The 20,906-nt window shown below is 68.9% G+C and carries 24 protein-coding genes and 1 pseudogene; 14 read left to right on the forward strand and 11 right to left on the reverse strand.

Going from position 1 to position 20,906, the window contains the following annotated elements:
* The 4 genes from RJ05_RS11950 to RJ05_RS11965 all read right to left on the reverse strand — a co-directional run.
* The coding region (locus tag RJ05_RS11950) for a NuoB/complex I 20 kDa subunit family protein (protein WP_036536901.1) at positions 1-513 on the reverse strand (513 nt) is incomplete at its 3' end.
* 70 nt (positions 514-583) lie between these two features.
* Positions 584-964, reverse strand: coding sequence for an NADH-quinone oxidoreductase subunit A (locus RJ05_RS11955; protein WP_036536903.1), 381 nt, complete (start codon positions 962-964; stop codon positions 584-586).
* Positions 965-1,272: 308 nt separating this feature from the next.
* Positions 1,273-1,683: an Rv3143 family two-component system response regulator gene (locus RJ05_RS11960; protein ID WP_036536939.1), complete on the reverse strand. Its 411-nt coding sequence runs from the start codon at positions 1,681-1,683 to the stop codon at positions 1,273-1,275.
* Positions 1,684-1,776: 93 nt separating this feature from the next.
* Entirely contained in the window at positions 1,777-2,652 is an 876-nt protein-coding gene (locus tag RJ05_RS11965; RefSeq protein ID WP_228783770.1) for a LysR family transcriptional regulator, read from the reverse strand.
* Positions 2,653-2,776: 124 nt separating this feature from the next.
* Here RJ05_RS11965 and RJ05_RS11970 point away from each other — a divergent pair, with 124 nt between their 5' ends.
* The 5 genes from RJ05_RS11970 to RJ05_RS11990 are packed head-to-tail and all read left to right on the forward strand — an operon-like array spanning position 2,777 to position 7,655.
* The gene (locus RJ05_RS11970; RefSeq protein ID WP_036536941.1) at positions 2,777-4,219 is read left to right on the forward strand and encodes a form I ribulose bisphosphate carboxylase large subunit; all 1,443 of its coding nucleotides are present in this window, start codon (positions 2,777-2,779) and stop codon (positions 4,217-4,219) included.
* 27 nt (positions 4,220-4,246) lie between these two features.
* The gene (locus tag RJ05_RS11975) at positions 4,247-4,669 is read left to right on the forward strand and encodes a ribulose bisphosphate carboxylase small subunit (RefSeq protein WP_036536908.1); all 423 of its coding nucleotides are present in this window, start codon (positions 4,247-4,249) and stop codon (positions 4,667-4,669) included.
* The gene (locus tag RJ05_RS11980) at positions 4,659-5,669 is read left to right on the forward strand and encodes an AAA family ATPase (RefSeq protein ID WP_036536909.1); all 1,011 of its coding nucleotides are present in this window, start codon (positions 4,659-4,661) and stop codon (positions 5,667-5,669) included. The genes RJ05_RS11975 and RJ05_RS11980 overlap by 11 nt, the downstream gene beginning before the upstream one ends.
* Positions 5,670-5,684: 15 nt before the next feature.
* Positions 5,685-6,737 (forward strand): class 1 fructose-bisphosphatase, encoded by a 1,053-nt coding sequence (locus RJ05_RS11985; RefSeq protein ID WP_036536911.1) that lies wholly within the window; start codon positions 5,685-5,687, stop codon positions 6,735-6,737.
* A gap of 39 nt (positions 6,738-6,776) precedes the next feature.
* Entirely contained in the window at positions 6,777-7,655 is an 879-nt protein-coding gene (locus tag RJ05_RS11990; RefSeq protein ID WP_036536913.1) for a phosphoribulokinase, read from the forward strand.
* A 49-nt stretch (positions 7,656-7,704) separates the two neighbouring features.
* Here the strand turns inward: RJ05_RS11990 and dinB are convergent, their stop codons facing one another.
* A complete protein-coding gene (gene dinB, locus RJ05_RS11995) occupies positions 7,705-8,973 on the reverse strand; it encodes a DNA polymerase IV (protein ID WP_249040498.1) in 1,269 nt (422 codons plus the stop codon).
* A 108-nt stretch (positions 8,974-9,081) separates the two neighbouring features.
* On the opposite strand from dinB, the gene RJ05_RS12000 reads away from it, so the two are divergent.
* From RJ05_RS12000 to RJ05_RS12010, 3 genes are all read left to right on the forward strand, one after another.
* On the forward strand, positions 9,082-9,492 hold the full coding sequence (locus RJ05_RS12000; RefSeq protein ID WP_014351457.1) for a BlaI/MecI/CopY family transcriptional regulator: 411 nt from the start codon (positions 9,082-9,084) through the stop codon (positions 9,490-9,492).
* Positions 9,489-10,436, forward strand: a complete 948-nt coding sequence (locus RJ05_RS12005) for a M56 family metallopeptidase (RefSeq protein ID WP_036536914.1) — start codon at positions 9,489-9,491, stop codon at positions 10,434-10,436. Before RJ05_RS12000 ends, RJ05_RS12005 begins: the two co-directional genes overlap by 4 nt.
* 190 nt (positions 10,437-10,626) lie before the next feature.
* Entirely contained in the window at positions 10,627-11,736 is a 1,110-nt protein-coding gene (locus RJ05_RS12010) for a DNA glycosylase AlkZ-like family protein (protein ID WP_036536916.1), read from the forward strand.
* Between the two features lie 161 nt (positions 11,737-11,897).
* Here RJ05_RS12010 and RJ05_RS12015 read toward each other — a convergent pair whose 3' ends face one another.
* Positions 11,898-12,647, reverse strand: coding sequence for a TetR/AcrR family transcriptional regulator (locus RJ05_RS12015; protein WP_036536917.1), 750 nt, complete (start codon positions 12,645-12,647; stop codon positions 11,898-11,900).
* A gap of 94 nt (positions 12,648-12,741) precedes the next feature.
* Between RJ05_RS12015 and RJ05_RS12020 the strand changes: the two genes are divergently transcribed.
* Genes RJ05_RS12020 through RJ05_RS12030 form a run of 3 tightly spaced genes read left to right on the forward strand, consistent with a single transcriptional unit; the run spans position 12,742 to position 15,001 of the window.
* Positions 12,742-13,722 (forward strand): ATP-binding cassette domain-containing protein, encoded by a 981-nt coding sequence (locus RJ05_RS12020; protein WP_174343927.1) that lies wholly within the window; start codon positions 12,742-12,744, stop codon positions 13,720-13,722.
* On the forward strand, positions 13,719-14,546 hold the full coding sequence (locus RJ05_RS12025; RefSeq protein ID WP_051016465.1) for an ABC transporter permease: 828 nt from the start codon (positions 13,719-13,721) through the stop codon (positions 14,544-14,546). The genes RJ05_RS12020 and RJ05_RS12025 overlap by 4 nt, the downstream gene beginning before the upstream one ends.
* A 50-nt stretch (positions 14,547-14,596) precedes the next feature.
* The gene (locus RJ05_RS12030; protein ID WP_211357615.1) at positions 14,597-15,001 is read left to right on the forward strand and encodes an NUDIX hydrolase; all 405 of its coding nucleotides are present in this window, start codon (positions 14,597-14,599) and stop codon (positions 14,999-15,001) included.
* A gap of 20 nt (positions 15,002-15,021) precedes the next feature.
* Here RJ05_RS12030 and RJ05_RS12035 read toward each other — a convergent pair whose 3' ends face one another.
* Positions 15,022-15,222 (reverse strand): hypothetical protein, encoded by a 201-nt coding sequence (locus RJ05_RS12035; RefSeq protein ID WP_036536922.1) that lies wholly within the window; start codon positions 15,220-15,222, stop codon positions 15,022-15,024.
* A gap of 468 nt (positions 15,223-15,690) precedes the next feature.
* On the opposite strand from RJ05_RS12035, the gene RJ05_RS12040 reads away from it, so the two are divergent.
* From RJ05_RS12040 to RJ05_RS12050, 3 genes are read left to right on the forward strand one after another with little or no spacing between them, the layout of a single operon-like run.
* The gene (locus RJ05_RS12040) at positions 15,691-17,820 is read left to right on the forward strand and encodes a PEP/pyruvate-binding domain-containing protein (RefSeq protein ID WP_051016467.1); all 2,130 of its coding nucleotides are present in this window, start codon (positions 15,691-15,693) and stop codon (positions 17,818-17,820) included.
* Positions 17,820-18,341, forward strand: a complete 522-nt coding sequence (locus RJ05_RS12045; protein WP_036536925.1) for a hypothetical protein — start codon at positions 17,820-17,822, stop codon at positions 18,339-18,341. Before RJ05_RS12040 ends, RJ05_RS12045 begins: the two co-directional genes overlap by 1 nt.
* A gap of 3 nt (positions 18,342-18,344) precedes the next feature.
* Positions 18,345-18,710 carry a hypothetical protein gene (locus RJ05_RS12050; protein WP_036536927.1) on the forward strand — a complete coding sequence of 122 codons (366 nt, stop codon included), beginning with the start codon at positions 18,345-18,347 and terminating at the stop codon, positions 18,708-18,710.
* A 151-nt stretch (positions 18,711-18,861) separates the two neighbouring features.
* Here the strand turns inward: RJ05_RS12050 and RJ05_RS12055 are convergent, their stop codons facing one another.
* The 4 genes and pseudogenes from RJ05_RS12055 to RJ05_RS31390 all read right to left on the reverse strand — a co-directional run.
* Positions 18,862-19,476 (reverse strand): GTP-binding protein, encoded by a 615-nt coding sequence (locus RJ05_RS12055; protein WP_051016468.1) that lies wholly within the window; start codon positions 19,474-19,476, stop codon positions 18,862-18,864.
* Positions 19,457-19,831: a DUF742 domain-containing protein gene (locus RJ05_RS12060; protein WP_036536933.1), complete on the reverse strand. Its 375-nt coding sequence runs from the start codon at positions 19,829-19,831 to the stop codon at positions 19,457-19,459. The genes RJ05_RS12055 and RJ05_RS12060 overlap by 20 nt, the downstream gene beginning before the upstream one ends.
* Before the next feature lie 15 nt (positions 19,832-19,846).
* Complete coding sequence (locus tag RJ05_RS12065; protein ID WP_036536935.1) at positions 19,847-20,266, reverse strand: roadblock/LC7 domain-containing protein; 420 nt, start codon at positions 20,264-20,266, stop codon at positions 19,847-19,849.
* Positions 20,267-20,906, reverse strand: a pseudogene (locus RJ05_RS31390) (sensor histidine kinase); the annotation flags it as partial.

Genomic DNA, 20,906 nt, shown 5'->3' on the forward strand with positions numbered 1-20,906 from the left:
GAGGGCGGCCTGTTCGGCGGCGCGAATGGCTTCCTCGCGGTTGACGCCCAGCGGCATCTGCTGGATCTTCTCGTGCAGCGCGATGATCGCGTTGAGCAGCATCTCCGGCCGCGGCGGGCAGCCGGGCAGATAGATGTCGACCGGCACCACGTGGTCGACGCCCTGGACGATGGCGTAGTTGTTGAACATCCCGCCGGAGGACGCGCAGACGCCCATGGCGAGCACCCATTTCGGTTCGGTCATCTGGTCGTAGACCTGCCGCAGCACCGGCGCCATCTTCTGGCTCACCCGGCCCGCGACGATCATCAGATCGGCCTGGCGTGGGGAGGCACGGAAGGCTTCCATCCCGAACCGGGCGAGGTCGAATCGCCCGGCGCCGGTGGCCATCATCTCGATGGCGCAGCAGGCCAGCCCGAAGGTGGCCGGCCAGAGCGAGCCTTTGCGTAGGTAGCCCGCCATCGATTCGACGGTGCTGAGCACGAAACCGCTGGGCAGTTTTTCTTCGAGACCCATAATCGACTGCTTCTCCTGGATCGTCCCCGCGGCGCGGGGAGCGCGGTGCGAACGTTCGGCGCCGGTCTGCTCAGTCCCAGCTCAGGCCGCCTCTGCGCCATTCGTAGGCGTAGGCGACCGAGACATTGACGATGAACAGTGCCATCGCGGCCAGACCGAACAGACCGAGCGAATCGAAGTGGACCGCCCACGGATACAGGAACACGATCTCGATATCGAAGATGATGAACAGCATCGCGGTGAGGTAGTACTTCACCGGGAAACGTTGCCCGGTAACGTTTCCCGGCCCGCCGGCCACGGCGTGCGGTGTCGGCTCGATGCCGCATTCGTAGGGTTCGAGCTTGGCCCGGTTGTAGCGTTTCGGCCCGATGAGGGTCGCGATGGCGACCGAGCCCAGCGCGAACACGGTAGCGATCGCGCCGAGTACGAGAATCGGCACCTCGGTATTCACGACTGCACTTCCCCTCCTTGCGAACGCCGAGCGGGCGGGGTTGCCGTCCGTCCTCGAACGGGGTGCGGGCGGTCGATGCGGTGGTCCGCGGCGCCGGGGTCGCGTCATCGCCGTGGTGGGCGAGGGTGGGCTGATCCGAACCTGGCGTTGCGGGTGGTCATGTCATCTCCCGCGCTCATGTGAGCTAGAGCACAGCCTACAACCGATTCGGGGCCGGACCCGGTGATTCGTCGCGGTCTTTGATCGAATTAGGCACTGACATTTATGACCGAAACGGGGGTAATCCGCGGGCGCGTCGTCTTCGCAGTTCAGGCGGCCGGACGACCGCGCAACAGGCCGACCACCGTGTCGGTCAGCTGGATCGGATCGATCGGGTGCGTGGCTGTGGCTTCGGCGCGCGACCACCGGGCCAGCCATTCGTCGTCCGGACGTCCGGTGAGCACCAGCAGCGGGGGGCAGTGCGCGAGCTCGTCCTTGAGCTGTTTGGCGATTCCGAGTCCGCCCGCGGGGGTCGCCTCCCCGTCGAGGATGGCCAGATCGATTCCGCCGGCGTCCATCTGCTCGATCACCACATCGGCGGTGGCGACCTCGAGGTACTCCAGCTCGGGTAGGTCCGGATGCGGCTGCCTGCCCAGGGCCAGCATCACCTGGCTCCGGGTGTCGGCGTCGTCGCTGTAGACCAGGACCCGCAGCGCGGCGGGATCTTTCGCATCGGCCACGTCGGCATGGTACGTCCGGGGCGCGGTGGTTGGTGGCACGTTCGCCGAGATCGGCCGTGTCGTTCGGTGCGAGTCGCCGGTTCGGGGTCGCGCTCAGGCCGGCCGGAAGGCGTCGGTGCCCACCTGCGCGGGGTCGAGCAGGTGCGCGAGGAACAGCCGGGTGGTGGGGCTGGGGCTGCGGGTGGTGATGGCATGCCAGGGACGATCCAGCGGGGTGCCGTCGACGGGGAGCACGCGCAGGGCGCCGGAGCCGAGGTGCTCGCCGACGGCGTCGCCGTGGATGAGGGTGACGCCGAGCCCCTCCCGCGCGGCCGCGAGTACCGCCCCGTGTGAGCCGAGGGTGAGGGTGGGCGGTTCGATCTGCAGCTGGGCCAGCAGGCTCAGGGTGGCTTCCCTGGTGCCGGAGCCGCGCCCGCGCAGCAGCCAGGTGGCGCGCATCGGATCGCAGGCGCGCGAGGCGGCGCCGACGACCACGAGCCGGCTCGGACGCCGGGCGCGGGTGACCAGCCCGGCGTCGCGGGGTGGGCGCCCGGCGATGACGAGGTCGGTTTCGTGGTGCTGTAATTCGAGGAACAGCACATCACGCGGATGGATCGACAGGCTCAGTTCGATGTCCGGATACCGGTTGCGGAACCCGGCCAGCGGTCGCAGCAGCACGTACTCGCCTGCGGTGGCGACCACGCCGATGCGCAGCCGCCCGGATTCGGCGCGGCGGACCGCGGCGTGCGCCTCCTGCATCAGTCCGAGGATGCCGCGGCAGTAGTCGGCGTAGATCCGGCCCGCCTCGGTGAGGGTGATGCCGCGGCCGGATTTGGCGATCAGCTTGGCGCCCAGTTGTTTCTCGATATGGGCGACGGCGGCGGAGACGGCCGCCTCGGTGACGTGCAGTTCGCTCGCGGCGCGGCGGATGCTGCCGGTGCGGGAGACGACCAGGAAGGTTTCCATCCTTGCCGCACTTACTCTCCCCATCGTCAGACGGTAGCAAACCTGAGGAAACGGTTGAGTTTTTCGGCAAACATTCAAATTGTTTGTCCTGCGCGGCGCCGTCATCCTGGACATCGCAAGGCGTTCACCCCCGTGAGCAGGAGGAATGATGGCCGACGACACCGAACGAGACCGTTGGGATCCGGGCGTCCAGTCCTACGCCTCGATGGGGTATTACGCCCCGGACTACCAGCCGTCGGACACCGATGTGCTGGCCGTGTTCCGGGTGACTCCGCAACCCGGCGTCGATCCGATCGAGGCCGCCGCCGCGGTCGCGGGCGAATCATCCACTGCCACATGGACGGTGGTGTGGACCGACCGGCTCACCGCGCACAGCAAGTACCAAGCCAAGTGCTATCGCATCGACGAGGTGCCCGGCCGGCCCGGCGAGTACTTCGCCTACATCGCCTACGACCTCGATCTGTTCGAGGAAGGTTCGATCACCAATCTCACATCCTCGGTGATCGGCAACGTCTTCGGGTTCAAACCATTGCTGGCGTTGCGGCTCGAGGATATGCGGATTCCGGTCGCGTATGTGAAGACCTTTCAGGGACCGCCGCACGGGACGGTGATGGAGCGCGAATATCTGAACAAGTACGGGCGGGCGTTGCTCGGGGCGACGGTGAAGCCGAAGCTCGGGCTGTCGGCGCGTAACTACGGCCGGGTGGTGTACGAGGCGTGCAAGGGCGGGCTCGACTTCACCAAGGACGACGAGAACATCAACTCGCAGCCGTTCATGCGCTGGCGTGACCGCTATCTGTTCGCGATGGAGGGCGTGAACCGCGCGATGGCCGAGACCGGCGAGATCAAAGGTCACTACCTCAACGTCACCGCCGCCACCATGGAGCAGATGTACGAGCGGGCCGAGTTCGCCAAAGAATTGGGCAGCGTCGTGATCATGATGGACCTGACGGTGGGGTACACCGCCATGCAGTCGATGTCGCACTGGGCGCGGCGCAACGGTGTCCTACTGCATCTGCACCGCGCCGGCCACTCCACCTTCACCCGGCAGAAGACCCACGGGGTGAGTTTCCGGGTGCTGGCCAAATGGTGCCGGTTGATCGGCGTCGACCATCTGCACGCGGGCACCGTGGTCGGCAAGCTCGAGGGCGATCCGGCCACCACGAAAGGCTTCTACGACACGCTGCGGGACAACGTCATCCCCACCGCACCGGCCAACGGGATCTTCTTCGATCAGCACTGGGCCAGCCTGCCCGGGGTGATGCCGGTGGCCTCCGGTGGTATCCACGCCGGCCAGATGCACCAACTGGTGGAGCTGTTCGGTGATGACGTGATCTTGCAATTCGGCGGCGGCACCATCGGTCATCCGCTGGGAATAGCGGCCGGTGCCGAGGCCAATAGGGTGGCCCTGGAAGCGATCGTGCAGGCCCGCAACGAGGGTCGCGATCTGCTCCGCGAGGGACCGGAGGTGCTACGCAAAGCGGCCGCAGCCAATCGTCCGCTCGACGTTGCGCTGGCGACCTGGGGTGAAGTCAGCTTCGACTACACCTCCACCGACGCACCCGACGCGGTGCCGACGGCGACCCACTGAGCGGCGAATACCACTGGAGGACATGCCATGTATCTGCGTCACGGAGCCTTCTCGTATCTGCCCGACCTGACCGACGCCGAGATCGGCGCCCAGGTCCGCTATGCCCTGCTCAACAATTGGCCGGTCTCGATCGAGTACACCGACGATCCGCATCCGCGCAATGCCTACTGGGAGATGTGGGGGCTGCCGTTGTTCGATCTCGACGAACCCGACGGTGTGCTGGCCGAGATCAACGCTTGCCGGGCCACTTTCCCGCGCCACTATGTGCGGGTACTGGCCTATGACGCCAGCTACGGCAGGCAGACGACGGCGCTGAGTTTCCTGGTCCAGCGCCCACCGGATGAACCGGGCTTCGCCCTGAACCGGGTCGAGGGTTCCGACCGGCGTCAGCGCTACAGCCTGCACTCCTACGCCGCCGAGGCCAGGTCCGGTGCTCGGTATGCCGACTGAACGCGCCTCCACCGGTTTCCGGTTGCATCGGCCAGGGGTCGAGGATCCCCGGCCGGTGCGGGCGGTGCCCGCGGACTCGGCGGCGAACGCGCCGCAGGAGGTACTGGCCGCCGATGCCGTCCTCGATCTGGCCGCGGATGTGGCGACCGCCGATGTCGAGCAGGTATTGACCGCCCTGGACGCCGAACTGGTCGGGCTGACGAAGGTCAAGCGGCGGGTGCGCGAGATCGCGGCCCTGCTGTTGATCGAACGCGCCCGCGCTCGGTTCGGACTGGAATCCTCACGTCCTACCCTGCACATGAGCTTCACCGGCGGCCCCGGCACCGGGAAGACGACGGTGGCGCTGCGGATGGCGCAGATGTTGCACGCGCTCGGCTATGTGCGCACGCCCAAGGTGCACACCGTCACCCGCGACGATCTGGTCGGCCAGTTCATCGGCCACACCGCACCGAAGACGAAGGAGGCGCTGGCCAAGGCCGCGGGCGGAGTGCTGTTCATCGACGAGGCCTACTACCTGTTCCGGCCGGAGAACGAACGCGACTACGGCCAGGAAGTCATCGAGATCCTGTTGCAGGAGATGGAGAACGAACGCGGCAGCCTGGTGGTGATCTTCGCCGGCTATCCCGATCGGATGGATCGTTTCTTCTCCGCCAATCCGGGATTGTCGTCACGGGTCGCGCATCATCTCGCCTTCGACGACTACACCCATGCCGAACTGCTGCGGATCGCCGAGCTGATGGTGGCGGGGGAGAACTTCCGGTTCGACGATGCCGCGCACACCGCGTTCGCCGACTACCTGACCGCCCGCATGAGCCGGCCGCGGTTCTCCAACGCGCGCAGCGTGCGCAACGCGATCGACCGCTGCCGGCTGCGCCAGGCCCGGCGGTTGGTCGAGCTACAGCGCCCGCTCACCAAGGCGGACCTGATCACGTTGACCGACGCCGATGTCTACGGCAGCAGTGTGTTCGGCCCGCTGCCCTCGGCCGAGCCCAGCGGGTGAGGAGAGCACCGCGCGATGCCCGAAGGATGGAAGACGCTCACCCGCTACACGATCGAGGAGGAACACCGGCATCCCGGCTCCTCCGGTGAGTTCTCGGCCCTGGTCAATGTGGTGGCGACAGCGACCAAACTGATCGCCAACCAGGTGACCCGTGGCGCGATCCTGGCCACCAGGGCCGGCGCCGAACCGGGTGATCCACCGACGGCGCGGCGTGAACTCGACGCGCTGAGCAACGAGATCATGATCAGCGAGACGCAATGGACCGGGCATCTGTCGGCGTTGCTCTCGGAGCAGTTCAGCGAGGTGCATCGGGTTCCGCAGGGGCGGCGGCGCGGCAAGTATCTGCTCGCCTTCGACCCGCTGGACGGTTCGAGCAATATCGACGTGAACTTGCCGGTCGGCACCATCTTCAGTGTGCTGCGCGCCGAGCCGGACGGTTTCTGCCAGCCGGGCACCCGGCAGGTGTGCGCCGGGTTCACTCTCTACGGACCGGCCACCATGCTCGTGCTGACCACCGGCCGCGGGGTGGACGGCTTCACCCTCGACCGCGAGATCGGCGCGTTCGTCCTGACCCATCCGCGCATGCGCATCCCGGAGGACACCTCGGGTTTCGCGATCAACGCGGCCAACGAGCGTTTCTGGGAACGCCCGGTACGACGTTACGTCCACGAATGCCTCGACGGCGTGGACGGTCCGCGCGGCCGCGACTTCAATATGCGCTGGGTGGCGTCGCTGGTCGCCGACACCTTCCACATTCTGACCAGGGGCGGGGTGTATCTGTATCCGCGCGATACTCGTCCGGCGGCGGGGCCGGGGCGGGTATCGCTGCTGTACGGGGCCAACCCGATCGCCTTCATCGTCGAACAGGCCGGCGGTGCCGCGTCCACCGGCCGTGCCCGGGTGCTCGAGGTGACGCCCGATGATCCGCATCAGCGGGTGCCGTTGATCTTCGGTTCGCGCAACGAGGTCGAGCGGATCGAGCGGTACCACCGCGAACCCGACGCCGGCCCGAATTTCGACACCTCGCTGTTCGGCACCCGCTCGCTGTTCCGCTCGGCCGGGCGCTAGCGGCGTCGATTCTGTTGTCCGGTCATCGAGGAGGGGCCCATGTCGGTCAAGCATCCCGTCGTCGCCATCACCGGATCCTCCGGTGCCGGCACCACCAGCGTCACCCGAACGTTCCAGGAGATCTTTCGCCGGGAGGGCATCACCGCGGCGATCGTGGAAGGCGATTCGTTCCACCGCTACGACCGCGACGAGATGAAACTGGCGATGGCCGAGGCCGAGCAGAACGGCAACACCACCTTCTCCCATTTCGGGGAGGAAGCGAATCTGCTGGTGGAGTTGGAGCGCCTGTTCCGCGACTACGGCCAGACTGGGGTGGGTGCGGTGCGCCGGTACCTGCACGACGACAAGGAAGCCGAACCCTTCGGCCTGCCCGCGGGCACGTTCACGCCGTGGGCGGATCTGGCGCCCGGCAGCGATCTGCTGTTCTACGAGGGGCTGCACGGCGCGGCGGTCACCGACACCGTCGATGTCGCGCGCTACACCGATCTGTTGGTGGGCGTGGTGCCGATCGTGAATCTGGAGTGGACGCAGAAGGTGATCCGGGACAAGACCGAACGCGGCTATTCCAGTGAGGCCGTGATCGACACGATCCTGCGCCGCATGCCCGACTATGTGAAGTACATCTGCCCGCAGTTCTCCCGCACCTACGTCAACTTTCAACGGGTCCCGACCGTGGACACCTCGAATCCCTTTATCGCACGGTCCATTCCGACAGCCGACGAGAGTTTCGTGGTGATCCGCTTCGCCGATCCGAAGGTGATCGATTTTCCCTATCTGCTGTCGATGTTGCACGACTCGTTCATGTCGAGACCCAATTGCATCGTGGTGCCGGGCGGGAAGATGGAGCTGGCCATGCAGCTGATCTTCACGCCGTTGATTCTGCGGCTGATGGACAAGCGGCCCACCGCGGCGCGCTGACCTCACCGGCCGCTGGACGGCGGCGAATGGTGTGCGGCGGTTCGCCGGTCTAGTCGGGAAGCAGCGGCACCGACAGCCCTTCGCCGCGGCCGAGCAGCGCCGCCCTGGTGACGGCGCCGGAACCGAAACGGCGGCGCAGATCGTCGAGGGCGGCGTCCAAGGGAGCGGTGGGGCGGGCCTCGAAGGGCAATGTCAACTGCACAGCATCGGCGTCCTCCAGATTGGTCAGCGCCAGCCCGATCAGGGTGATGCCGCGCTCCTGGATCAGCGGCAGGGCGGCGGTGAACAGGATGCGAGCGGCATACCGGATGGTTTCGGTGTCGTCGGTCGCCTCGGCCAGGGTGTGCGAGCGGGTGGCACGAGTGAAATCGTCGAAACGCAAGCGCAGCACCACCGTTCGCGATACCCGGCGCGCACCACGCAGGCGCCGGCCCAGCCGGTCGACGAGACCGTAGAGGTAGGCGGCGAGTTCCTCGGGCGGGCGCGGGCGGCGGCCGAGCGCGCGTTGGGCTCCGATCGAGCGGCGGCGTACACCGGTCTCGACTCGGCGGGGATCACGGGCCCATGACAAGGCGTACAGATGCCGGGCCGCGGCGGGGCCGAGCATCGAGCGCAGGCCCGATTCGCCGAGTTCGGCGAGCTGCCCGACGCGGGTGATCCCGTGCTGATGCAGCGTCGCTGCGGTGACCACGCCGACGCCCCACAACCGCTCGACCGGCAACGGATGCAGGAATTCCAGTTCCCGATCGGGTTCCACCAGGCGGAGGCCATCGGGTTTGGCGACGGCGCTGGCCACCTTCGCCAGGAATTTGGTGCGCGCGATGCCCACCGAGATCGGCAAACCGACCTCGGCGCGCACTCGGGCGCGCAACCTTTCGGCGATGCCCTGCGGCGCGCCCGCGATCCGGCGCAGGCCCGCCACGTCCAGGAAGGCCTCGTCGATGGAGATGCCTTCCACCACCGGAGTGGTGTCGCGGAAGATCTCGAAGACCGCCGTGCTGGCCTCGGCGTAGGCCGACATCCGCGGCGGCACCACCACCGCGTGCGGGCACAGTCGCAACGCTTGGCCAGAGTTCATCGGAGTCCGCACGCCCAGTGCTTTGGCCTCGTAGCTGGCGGCGAGCACGACGCCCCCGCCGACGAGTACCGGCCTGCCCCGCAGCGCGGGATCGTCGCGTTGCTCGACCGAGGCGTAGAACGAGTCCAGATCGGCATGCAGGATCGAGGCGTCCGCGCGCGCGGCGATCCGCGGACGGCGCGAGCCTGCGGGCTCGGCCGCCCGGCCTGCGGCGGTGGGCGCGGGATCGGACACGAACATATGTTCGCATGCGGGTCCGACAGGTTTCGCTGCCCGGAGTTTGCCGATCTACGGTTCGGGTACGTAGCAATGGTGGTCGGCGAGTACGCTGAGCGCACGATGAGACGGATGCGGGCCAGTGATGAGGGAGTCGGCACGGTGCGTGGGTTCGGTGATCTCGAAGCGGTGATCATGGATCGGATCTGGGATCGGGACACCGAGACGACCAGCGTCCGCGACATTTACGAGGAGTTGTGCGCCTCCCGCGATATCGCGTACACGACGGTCATGTCGACGATGGACAACCTGCATCGCAAAGGCTGGCTGGCCCGGGAGCGCGCCGGCAAGGCCTACCGTTACTGGCCCACGCTCACCCGGGAGGAACACAGCGCCCGGCTGATGCTCGAGGCGCTGGGCTCGGGCGGCCGCTCCGATCTGGTGCTCAGCCATTTCGTCGACCGGATCAGCGACGAAGAGTCCGCGGGCCTGCGGGCCGCGTTGCGACGGCTGACCGCGCGCAAATCCCCTGGACCCGCGTGAGCCTCGCGACGACGCTGCTGTTGTACGGCGCCGGGGTGGCCGTCGCCGGTCCTCCGGTACTTCGCCGGCTCACCCGGAGCGGGACCGCGCCGCGCCTCGGTGTGCTGGCGTGGGTGGTGACCGTGGCGAGCGCGCTGGCCGCCTGGGTGGCGGCGGCCGTCGTGTTCGTGATCGAACATGCCACCGTGTGGCGGCATTCCGACGAGGCCATCCGCGCCTGTTACGCGGTGTTCGGCATGCCCGTGCATCCCTACGACCACCCGGCCGGACGCCTGGTCACCTTCGCGCTGGCGATCCTGGTGGCCGTGGCCGCGGGGGCGCTGGGATGGCGTAGCGTCCGGATGCTGCTGCTTATGCGACGGCGGACCCGCGCGCACGCCAGGGCGGTGCGCATGGTCGGACGCCGCATGCCCGGGCTTCCCGCCGTCGTGTTGGACGCGCCGCAACCGCAGGCCTATGCGGTTCCCGGACGACCCGACACCATCGTCGTCACCACCGGTGCGCTGGCTGCGCTCACCGACGACCAGCTCGCCGCTGTCCTCGCGCATGAACGCGCCCATCTGTCCGGCAGGCATGGCGTGTTGAGCGCCGCCCTCACCGGTATCGCCGCGATGGCTCCGCGCCTCGGTGTGCTGCGGCATGGTTCGGCGGAGGTCGGCCGGTTGCTGGAAATGTGTGCCGACGACGCCGCCGCCCGCGAACACGGCCGCGAGTCGTTGCTCGGCGGTCTGCTCGCCATCGTCGACGCCGGCGCGCGGACTCCGGCGGGCGCGCTGGGCGCTGCGAGTACGGCGGTGCTGGCGCGCGCTGAGCGGCTGGCCGCGCCGGCGGGCGCGATGCGCCGGGTGACCACCAGGACCGCCTTGCTCGGCGTGATCCTGACGACCGTCGGGGGATTGGTGACTGCCGCCGGCTGTGTGCTGTTCTGCGTGAGTGTGTTCTGAAGCGGCCGTCGCCCAGGGTGTGCGGATATCGACCCTGGCGGGAGGTAGGGGCATCCGACCGGGCTCACATCGCGCCGGCGTGCTGGCCGGCACCTGTGGTGGTAGCAGGACGGGGCGAATTGTCGGTGCCGGCGTTTAGGGTCTGACGATGCCGGGCCGGAAGCCGAGCGGCAGGAGAAGGGGTGTTCGGATGAGGGTGAGCTGGGATCAGGCCTTCGCATGGCGGCTGCGGCGGCAATACCTGCGGCCGCGAGCGACGGCGGGCGTGGTCGATATCGCGGCGCGGCTGTGCGGGCTGCAAGCGCAGGTGGCGTCCTCGGCCGAACTCGCGGCGGCGCTGCGCACCAGCACACCCGAATCCGGCGCTGTCGCGGGCGCACTCGCCGAGGGTGCGCTGATCAAGACCTGGGCGATGCGCGGCACCCTGCACGCCATGACCCCGGACACCGCCGCCGCCTGTCTCACCCTGCTCGCCGCCACGCGGACCTGGGAGAAACCGTCCTGGCAGCGCACCTTCGGCGCCACGCCCGCGCAGGTGACGGCCCTCGCGGACAAAGTCGGCGAGCTGCTCGAATCGCAGATCCTCACCCGTGAGGAACTGGTCGACCAGATCGCCGCCGACCCCGCGTTCGCCGTGCACGAAACCGAACTCCGTTCGGGCTGGGGCGCATTGCTCAAACCGCTGGCCTGGCAAGGGGTGCTGTGTCATGGGCCCGCGCGCGGCAGCAAGATCAGTTTCACCAGCCCGGCCACCCTGCCCGGCTGGCGGCCGGTGGCCGACGTCGACGTGGCCGCCCGCACCGCGATCACCGCCTACCTGGGCGCCTACGGCCCGGCCACCCCCGAGGCGTTCGACGCCTGGCTCAGCCGGGGTGCGCACCGCAAGACCAGGGTGCGCGGCTGGTTCGCCGACCTGGGCGAGCAGCTCACCGAGGTCGATGTCGACGGCAGGCGCGCCTACATCCTGGCCGAACACGCCGACGAACTCGCCGCCACCGAACCCGACGATTCGGTGCACCTGCTCGGTGCGTTCGATCAGTACGTGCTCGGACCTGGCACCGGTGATCAGGAACTGCTGCCGGCCCAGCATCGTGCCCAAGTGAGCCGGACCGCCGGCTGGATCGCCCCGATCGTGGTCGCGCGCGGTCGGATCGCCGGAACCTGGGAACTCACCGACGCGGACGAGGTCGCCGTCGCCATGTTCGACGGCGCGCCCGTGCCCCGCGCCGAGCTCGCCGACGCACTCGCCCATCTCGCCGAAGTCACCGGGCGCGCTCGCCTCACCCTCCGGGCGAGCTGACCGGCCGCCGGCGTAATGCCAGGAGTGCTCGCTCCAATAGCAATACTGCGGCGCACTATTCGTCGGCCTCGTAGTCCCGCCTCCCCGAGCGATTCGACACGGGTCGATCCGACGACGGCATGGCAGGTTCCGGGATCGACCGCACCATTGCCCGGAGCCGATCAGCCGCGCGCGCGTTCCTCGACCAGATCCGCCAACCCGTCCAGGATGCGTCGCAACCCGAACCCGAAGTGATCGAAGTCCTGGTCGAAGGCATTCTCTTCGAGACCGGCCATGGTCGGATACCGGCCGCTGTTCATGGCCTGCTCGAGCATCGGTAGTTGCGCCTGCCAGAACTCGGCGTCGGTCATCCCGGTGGTGCGCAGTGCTTCCTGGTGGAAGACCTCCGCGCGAGCGGCGCCGACGACGAAGTTGTCGATCAGGACGATCACCGAGATCAGTTCGACATCGGTCAGCCCCATCGGCTTGATCGCCGACAGCATCACTTCCATGCTCTCCACAGCGCCGGGGCCCAGGATCGGCCGCGCCTGGTTGACATGGAGTAGCCAGGGGTGGCGGCGATACAGCGCCAGCGTCCCGTGGGCGACCTGCTCGAGCGCGGCCCGCCAGCCGTCGGCGGCGCTCACGTCGTGATCGGGGCGCTGGACCCGGTCGAGCATGAGGTCGAGCAGTTCGGCTTTGCCCGGCAGGTAGCGGTACAGCGTCATGGTGCCGGTGCCCAGTTCGGTGGCGACGCGGCGCATGGTGACCGCCTCGAGGCCCTCGGCGTCGGCCACCTGCACCGCGGCCTCGACGATCCGGTCCAGACTCAGGCCCGGCTTCGGCCCTCGGCTCGGCCGGGGGCCGGTTTCCCACAGCAGTTCGAGCGTGCGGTTGATATCGCCGCTGCCGCTGGTTTCCGTGCTCGCCATGGTCGTCACCCTATCGCCCGTCCGGGGCCCCAGAAATTAACTGGGTACGTCGTACGCGTAATGGGGTACAATGTACTCAGTTCTGGTTCATTCCATGGGTACGGAGGGTTGTGTGAGCGAATACGCCGTGGTGGCCGAGGGTTTGCGAAAGAGGTACGGAGACAAGAACGCACTCGACGGGTTCGATCTGACGGTGCGTCGCGGTACCGTGCACGGCTTGCTCGGACCCAACGGTGCGGGCAAGACCACAGCCGTGCGGATCCTGTCGACGCTGATCCGGCTCGACGATGGCCGGGCCACGGTGGCCGGCCTCGATGTCGCGCGCCATCCGCGCGAGGTGCGTTCCCGGATCGGGCTGACCGGGCAGTACGCGGCAGTCGACGAAGTGCTGACCGGACGGCAGAACCTGGAGATGTTCGGCAGGCTCTTCCACCTCGGCGGCCGTCGCGCCCGCAGCCGAGCGACCGAACTGCTCGAACGCTTCGATCTGGTCGAGGCCGCCGACCGCGGCGTCGGCAAATACAGCGGCGGCATGCGGCGCAGGCTCGACCTGGCCGCATCGATGATTCTCGCCCCGGACGTGCTGTTCCTCGACGAACCCACCACCGGCCTCGACCCGCGCAGCCGCGGCGAGGTGTGGGAGTCGGTGCGCGCGCTGGTCGCCGACGGTACGACGGTGCTGCTGACCACCCAGTACCTGGAGGAGGCCGACAAGCTCGCCTCCCGCATCACCGTGATCGACGCCGGACGCGCGATCGCCGACGACACTCCGGACGGGTTGAAGAACACCGTCGGCGCCGACCTCATCGAAGTGGTGGCCGCCGATATCGCCGACCTGCCCGCCGTCGCGAAGGTGGTGGCCAGGGTCTGCGTCGGCGAACCCGACCTCGACGACGCCGAACGCCGCGTGCACGCGCCCGTCGTCGACCGGGTCGCCGCGCTCACCGAGGTCGCGCGCACGCTTCAGGACCAGGGGATCACGGTGGAGGACATCGGATTACGACGGCCCAGCCTCGATGATGTGTTCCTACAACTGACCGGCCATCGGGCCGCGACCGAGGAGGCGGCGGCGTGACCGCGACTGCTGATCTCGCGCCGGTGCGCTCCCGCTCACGGGCCTACTGGGTGGTGGCCGACTGCTGGAATGTGGTGCGCCGCGGGCTCACCCACTACCAGCGTCAGCCGGTGAACATCGCCTGGCAGCTCGGCTTCCCGATCCTGTCGGTGCTGCTATACGGGTATGTGTTCGGTTCGGCGATGACGGTGCCGGGCGGCGGCGACTATCGCAGCTTCCTGATGCCCGGCATGTTCGCCATGACCATGGCGTTCGGCTTCATCAACACCGCGACGGTGATGGTCTACGACGCCACCAACGGTGTGATCGACCGCTTCCGCTCGATGCCCATGTCGCCCTCGGCGGTGGTGTCCGGGCGTGGTGTCACCGATCTGCTGGTCGCCTGCGCCGAGCTGACCATCCTGATGCTCACCGCGCTGGTCATCGGCTGGCGGCCCGAGGGCGGCATCCTCGGCGTGATCGCGGCCTTCCTGTTGCTGCTGTGGCTGCGGTTCGCGCTGATCTGGGTCGGGGTGTGGCTCGGGCTGCTGGTGCCGAACCCGGAGGCCGCGGGTGGATTGTTCGCGGTCGCCTTCCCACTGACGATGATCTCCTCGATCTTCGTCGCCCCGCAGCTGATGCCGGACTGGCTCGGCGTGATCGCGGCCTGGAACCCGATCTCGTCCACGGTGGCGGCCAGTCGTGAACTGTTCGGTACCCCGGTCGGGGCGGGCGACTCCTGGATCGAACAGCACGCGGTGCTGATGGCGGTCGTGTGGCCGATCCTCATCACGGCGATCTTCCTGCCGCTCGCGGTGCGTCGTTTCCAGCGACTCAGCCGCTGAACGACCCTATCGGCCCGGTGGCGTCGGCACCGGGCCGATAGGCTGCGACGGTGACCGACGGGCTGGTGGCTGAACTCATCGATACGGTGGCGTGGGTGCGCATCGAGGGCGGCAAGATCCTGTGCGCGCGGCCGCGCGGCAAGGACGTCTTCTACATCCCCGGCGGCAAGCGGGAGGACGGCGAATCCGATCTGCAGACCCTGGTCCGCGAGATCGAAGAGGAGCTGACGGTCGCGTTGCTGCCCGAGACGGCCGCCCATGTCGGGGTGTACGAGGCGGCCGACGGCGCCTTCGCGGTACGGATGAGCTGCTACACCGCCGAATATCGCGGCACGCTCACCGCGAGCAGTGAGATCGAGGCGCTGGCCTGGTTCGGCTACGGCGACCGCCACCTGGTGCCGCCGGTGGATCAGCTGCTGTTCGACGAACTGGCCGAGGCCGGCCTACTGCGCTGACCGCCGCGGGCCGGGGGCGCTCAGCACAGCGGCGCCTTCGAGCCCACGAGTTCACCGCGGAAGAAGCAGACGATCAACTGTACGAACTCGCGCGCATAGGTCGCCGAACCGGAATCGGCGGAGCCGGTGGGCGCGGCCGTCGCCGCGGGAGCGGCCATACCCATTCCGGTGACGAGGGCGGCGGTGACGAGGACTGCGGCGCATGCTCGGGAGACAACCATGACGGCTCCGTTCGAATCGAGGTGCCGTCAGTATCGGCGGGCTGGAGTGGCGGCGGCAGCCCCGAACTCTCGGGGCGAGAACCCGCGCGGCGGTCGTCCGGCGTGCGCGAACGGGCGAACGCGAGGGCATTGCCGATGAATAACGTTGTGCGCGAGCAATACTGGCGTATGAGCGGGCCAACTTACCCTGGATGGCAGGTGAGCTCCAGCTGTGTCGGTCGTGACCTGCGCGACTGCAAAACGAACGTTCCTTCCTTGACGCCGAGGGGTCGGGGCGTAACACTGGAATTCAAGTAAGCGGAGGAATTATCTCCTCTTAGGAGGTCATTGTGGCCGGACCGATGGCGTCGACGCCGATCCAGCACTGCGCCGCCCCCGCGCCTCCACGACGGGTGCCCGCGTCCGCGCGGTTCTGACCGCACCGGGCCGATCGAAACAACGCCGTTTCCATCTCGAAGGGTGCCAACGATGACCCTCATCACCGCCCCGACCCGTCCGGGCATCGTCACGCTCGCCGATCCACGCGCCCGTGACGCGGACCTGACCGGCGCCAAGGCCGCGGCCCTCGCCGAGGCCGCTGCCATGGGGCTGCCGGTCCTCGACGGATTCGTCCTGACGACAGCCTGGTCGCAGCCGCAGCATTCGCCGGAACTGTTGTGGCGCAAGCTGTCCGGCGACGGGACTCGCCCGCTGGTGGTGCGGTCGTCCTCGGTCGCCGAGGACGGCGCCGAGCACTCCATGGCCGGCATGTTCACCTCGGTGCTCGGTGTGCGCGGCTGGCCGCACTTCGAGGAGGCCGTGGAGCGGGTCTTGGCCTCTGCCGACGCACCCGCGGCCGCCGGCACCGCGGGCGGCGCGGCGATGGCGGTGCTGGTGCAGCCGTTCCTGCCGGCGAGCTGGGGCGGGGTGGTGTTCACAGCCGACCCGGTCACCGGTCGCACCGACCGGATGATGATCACAGCGGTGCGCGGCGGACCGGATGCGGTGGTCAGTGGCGCCGAGGACGGATGGACGGCGCTGCTCACCCGATCCGGGCGAGTACGGCGGGTCCTCGCCCACGACGCGCCCGGTGTGCCCGGGACGGTGCGGCGCAAGGTGATCCGGATGGCGTTGCGCGCCGAGCGGATGTTCGGCGGTCCGCAAGACATCGAATGGGCGGTCGACGCCGCGGGAAACGTCCGATTGCTCCAGGCCCGGCCGATCACCACCCTGCACGGACGCGTCACCGGACCGGTCCTCGGCCCGGGCCCATTGGCCGAAACCTTCCCCGATCCGCTACGCCCGCTCGAACAGGACCTGTGGCTGACCCCGCTGGCGGCTGGGCTTCGAGTGGCACTGGAATTGACCGGTTCCGCACCGGCGCGCCGCATCCGGGAGTCGCCGGTCGCCACGGCGGTCTTCGGCGTCGCCGTCGCCGACTTGGAACTGCTCGGTGCGGTGCGGCCCCGGCGCGGGCTGCTCGGTGCGCTCGACCCGCGTCCCGGAGCGCGGAAACTGGGTGCCGCGATCCGGGTGGGACGTCTCGCTGCCGCGATACCCGCGCTCGCCCAGCGGATCTGCGAACGGGTGGACACCGATCTCGCCGAGGTTCCGTCGCCTGTCGAGCTGAGTCGAGCCCAACTGCTCGCGGTCCTGGACAACTCCCGCACAGCATTGACCGCACTGCACGGATACGAGGCACTGGCAGGCATGCTCGCCGGGCCCCGCGAATCCGCTCCCACCGCGGCGGCGATGGCGCTGGCCGCGCTCACCGAGGCACGGGCCGCGGGCGTGCCCGCCGACCGCGTGGTCGAGGAGTATCCGGTGGTGCTGGCGCTGACCCCGCCCCGGATCGGGCCCCGCACCGCGCCACCGGATCTCGATCAGAACTACGCACCGATCACCGAGGTCGATCCCGGTGCCCTAGCACTGGCACGGGAAGCCTTACGGTTGCGAAGCCGCTGGGTCCAGGAACTCGGTGCCCGCGCGGCCTGGGAGCTCGGCACCCGCCTCGCCGCAGAGGGTGCCCTCGACTCGGCGGAATCGGTCGCCATGCTCGGCTTCGACGACCTCGTCGCTCGAACCGGCCGCACGCGGTCGGCCGGCGCGAGCGATAACGCGGCGGGTGGCGACGTCCCGGGCCAGACCGGAGCCGCTTCGGGTGCGGGATCCGACGCGGCCCTCGGCGTCGATGGCGCACGGCCCGCCGCCGACGCGTCGGCCACCCAGGCCGTGCATCTGCCGACGCGATTCCGCCTCGCCGAGGACGGCTGGCCGGTCCCGGTGGGCGGAAGCCCCGCGACCGGCGACTGCGGGATCGGGGCAGGCGGCGGATCCGGGCGCGGCGTGGTGCACATGGGGGATCGGCCGCCGGAGGGGTCGGTGCTGGTGGTGCGGCATCTGGATCCGCGGCTGGCGGTGGTGGTGCCGCGGCTGGCCGGGCTGATCGCCGAAACCGGCAGCCCGCTCAGCCATGTCGCCATTCTGGCGCGCGAGCAGGGCGTAGCCGTGGTGGTCGGCTATCCGGAGGCGACCAGGCGGCTGCCCGACGGCGCTGTCGTCGAACTCGATGGGCGCACCGGCCAGGTGCGGGTGTGTATGGAACAGGAGGGCCGGTGATGAACGCGCGTGGTCTCGGGATGCTGCTGGCGGTCGGCTCGCTGATCGCCACCGGCACCTATGTGTTCGTGTACCTGTATCGCTGGGAGTGGAATCGGGCGATTCTCACCGCGACACTGTTCATCGCGGCCGAGATCGCGCTGGTGGCGATGGTGCTGACCAAGCGGTTGCGCGCGATCCAGCGGGAACTCGGCGACGGCGGTGGCAGCGGTCGTGCCGACCACGAACGCACCGCCCGCATCGTGCACGCGGCGGTACCGCAGTCGCGGGTCGGCTTCGCCTGGCTGGCACGCCCGGACCGGCTGGGGGTGTTCGTTCCGGTCCTGCTCGCCGGTGGTGTGCTGCTGACCGGCGTGGCGTGGCTGGTGGAGCGCCTGGCCCGGCTGACAGCGGGCCCGTCGGCCGAACGCCGCATCCTCACCGGCCTACAGCGGCTGCAGTTGCCCGAGTCCGGTTTCCTGACCCCGCCACCGGACCGCCTGCGGCTGCTGCGCGGTCCGCTGACCGGTGCGCGGTGGTGAGCGGTGCGCCGGGTCCTGGTGATCGCGCTGCTGGCGATCATCACGTCGGTCGGCCTCGCCGCGATGGCGGCGAGCATGAAATTCGAAACCGACAGCGGCCCACCGGGTAGTCGTACGATCATCCACTTCGATGCCGACGCCCGAACGCCCGGTGACGCCGCTGCGCTGCGCTTGTGGCAGGAGTGCGCCAGCATCGCCGACCACGTCCGCCTCGTCGGGAACCCGCGCTACGACGGCACCCGCTGGACCGTGGTCCTCGAACCGGCCCTCGGCCCGCATACCGAACGCCGCCTCACCGGCTGCCTCGACGACCTCACCGTGGACGGTGTCCGTGGCCATCACCTCGCCACCGAACGACACACCAACTGACCTCGCCCGCACCGGGGTTCGCGCGGCATCAACCGCCCGGCGCCCCGATGCGCGCCCGGCCATCCGGCCACCGGTCACCGACCGCGGCGGGCTCACGTTCTGGGGTGGGCGACGCACAACCACGGCGCACCCCTCTCACCACGCCGGATGATCAGGTGGTGACGTGGGCCCGGGTGGCGCGGTCGATGAGGTGCTCGATCAGGCTGAGCAGGACGTTCTTCGACGAGACGCGGTCGCGGGCGTCGCAGAGCATCACCGGGGTCTCCGGATCGAGGTCGAGAGCGTCGCGCACCTCGTCGGTGGTGTAGCGGGGCGCGCCGTCGAAGCAGTTGACGCCCACCAGGAACGGTAGTTTGCGGCGTTCGAAGTAGTCGATGGCGGCGAAGGAGTTGCCGAGCCTGCGGGTGTCGGCGAGCACCACCGCGCCGAGCGCGCCGCGGGCCAGCTCATCCCACAGGAACCAGAACCGGTCCTGTCCCGGCGTACCGAACAGGTACAGCACCAGATCGCGGTCGATGGTGATCCGGCCGAAATCCAGTGCCACCGTGGTGGTGGTCTTGGATTCGACACCGGACAGGTCATCGACCCCGGCGCTCATCTCGGTGATCATCTCTTCGGTGCGCAGCGGCGTGATCTCGCTCAGGGCAGAGACGAGTGTCGTTTTGCCGACACCGAATCCGCCCGCGATGAGAACCTTCACCGAGGCCGCCAGATGCGGCACTCCGTTCGGGTCGAGCCGGGCAGGGTCAAATTTTTCGGATTCCATCCAGTACCGCTCGCAATACGTTGAGGTCGCCGGGCCCGGCCTCCGGTTGCACCGGAGCCCGGAAGATCAGGTGCCCGTCACCGATCAGATCTCCGACGAGAATCTTGGTCACTGCCAGTGGCAGTTTCAAGGTGGCCGCCACCTCTGCCACCGATCGCGGCTGCACACACTCCGCGACGATCTGCGCGTATTCGGGTTCGACACGCCGCATGGTCGGTGCGGGACGCGCCGCGACGACCGCGGTGAGCATATCCAGATCGTGGGCGGCGCCCATCGTGCGCCCACGCGTCACCGCGTAGGGCCGCACCAGCGGACCCGCCGCCTCGTCGAACCACGGCTCACCCATACGCGTCATGCCGAACTCACCACATCACGCCTGTGATTCGACCTCGGCGGCGCCGTTGCGCGCGGTGGTCGACAGGTAGTTGCCCACCCGCTGCACGGTCAGGTTCATCTCATAGGCCACCATGCCCAGATTCGCGTTCTCCGAGGCTTGTAGCGCGAGGCAGGCGTTGTCGCCGGCGGAGGTCACGAACAGCACGGCGCGGTCGAGTTCGATGACGGCCTGCCGCACTCCGCCGCCGTCGAACCGGCTGCCCGCGCTGCGGGCCAGACCGTAGAGCGTGGAGGACATGGCGGCGAAATGCTCACCGTCCTCGCGCACGATCCCATTGGAATGACCGAGCAGCAAACCGTCGGTGGACAGGACGACCGCGTACCGGACGCCGGCCAGCCGCTCGACCAGATCGTCGAGCAGCCAGTTGAGATCACTTGCGGGGGAAGTGGACACTTAGCCTTCCTGTTCCTTCGGGGTCGGGCCGGGCGGTGCCGGCGCGACGGGATCGTCGGCGGGCAGCGGCTTGCGACCTTGTCTGGTGCCGTTTTCGATGGCCGACATCAGATCTCGGGCCTGTTCGGCGGTACGAGGTCGCTGCGCGGCGGGCTGCGGGGTGACCGGCTGCGCCAATTGCGGTGCGAGACTGGTCTGCCGGCTGCGCCGGGGTAAAGCGGGTCGTCCGTCGGCGGTGCGCTGCACCGGCTCGGCCGGCTGTGCTGCCGGCGTGGGCGTGGGCGGCGGGTGGGCCAGCAGGGTCGCGGTCGGCGCGGGCGCCGATTCCACGGCGCGCGTGGCCGGTTCGCTGGACGCGGGCAACGCCGGCCGGCGCCGCGGCTCGGTCACGGGTTCGCTGGGTGGTGCCGACCCGGACTCGCCCGCCAGCAGCAGCTTCGACGGCACCAGCACGATGGCCCGGACCCCGCCGTAGTCGGATTCGCTCAACCGCACCGAGATGTCGTGGCGCGCGGCCAGCTGACCGACCACGAACAGCCCGAGCCGGGAATCGGCCGACAGCGAGGCCACACCGAAATCCGGTGGGTCGGCCAGCATCTGGTTGACCCGCGCCAGCTCGGCGGCGTCCATGCCCATGCCC

The sequence above is a fragment of the Nocardia cyriacigeorgica NBRC 100375 genome (genome assembly GCF_000308555.1).
GTDB classification, from domain to species: Bacteria; Actinomycetota; Actinomycetes; order Mycobacteriales; family Mycobacteriaceae; genus Nocardia; species Nocardia cyriacigeorgica.

What these genes read in the sequence shown, in the direction of transcription:
- RJ05_RS11965 (WP_228783770.1), bottom strand. Translation starts at nt 2,652, where the DNA reads ATGGGGAGAGTAAGTGCGGCAAGGATGGAAACCTTCCTGGTCGTCTCC.
- RJ05_RS11970 (WP_036536941.1), top strand. Translation starts at nt 2,777, where the DNA reads ATGGCCGACGACACCGAACGAGACCGTTGGGATCCGGGCGTCCAGTCC.
- RJ05_RS11975 (WP_036536908.1), top strand. Translation starts at nt 4,247, where the DNA reads ATGTATCTGCGTCACGGAGCCTTCTCGTATCTGCCCGACCTGACCGAC.
- RJ05_RS11980 (WP_036536909.1), top strand. Translation starts at nt 4,659, where the DNA reads ATGCCGACTGAACGCGCCTCCACCGGTTTCCGGTTGCATCGGCCAGGG.
- RJ05_RS11985 (WP_036536911.1), top strand. Translation starts at nt 5,685, where the DNA reads ATGCCCGAAGGATGGAAGACGCTCACCCGCTACACGATCGAGGAGGAA.
- RJ05_RS11990 (WP_036536913.1), top strand. Translation starts at nt 6,777, where the DNA reads ATGTCGGTCAAGCATCCCGTCGTCGCCATCACCGGATCCTCCGGTGCC.
- dinB (WP_249040498.1), bottom strand. Translation starts at nt 8,973, where the DNA reads ATGTTCGTGTCCGATCCCGCGCCCACCGCCGCAGGCCGGGCGGCCGAG.
- RJ05_RS12000 (WP_014351457.1), top strand. Translation starts at nt 9,082, where the DNA reads ATGCGGGCCAGTGATGAGGGAGTCGGCACGGTGCGTGGGTTCGGTGAT.
- RJ05_RS12010 (WP_036536916.1), top strand. Translation starts at nt 10,627, where the DNA reads ATGAGGGTGAGCTGGGATCAGGCCTTCGCATGGCGGCTGCGGCGGCAA.
- RJ05_RS12015 (WP_036536917.1), bottom strand. Translation starts at nt 12,647, where the DNA reads ATGGCGAGCACGGAAACCAGCGGCAGCGGCGATATCAACCGCACGCTC.
- RJ05_RS12020 (WP_174343927.1), top strand. Translation starts at nt 12,742, where the DNA reads ATGGGTACGGAGGGTTGTGTGAGCGAATACGCCGTGGTGGCCGAGGGT.
- RJ05_RS12035 (WP_036536922.1), bottom strand. Translation starts at nt 15,222, where the DNA reads ATGGTTGTCTCCCGAGCATGCGCCGCAGTCCTCGTCACCGCCGCCCTC.
- RJ05_RS12040 (WP_051016467.1), top strand. Translation starts at nt 15,691, where the DNA reads ATGACCCTCATCACCGCCCCGACCCGTCCGGGCATCGTCACGCTCGCC.
- RJ05_RS12045 (WP_036536925.1), top strand. Translation starts at nt 17,820, where the DNA reads ATGAACGCGCGTGGTCTCGGGATGCTGCTGGCGGTCGGCTCGCTGATC.
- RJ05_RS12055 (WP_051016468.1), bottom strand. Translation starts at nt 19,476, where the DNA reads ATGGAATCCGAAAAATTTGACCCTGCCCGGCTCGACCCGAACGGAGTG.
- RJ05_RS12060 (WP_036536933.1), bottom strand. Translation starts at nt 19,831, where the DNA reads ATGACGCGTATGGGTGAGCCGTGGTTCGACGAGGCGGCGGGTCCGCTG.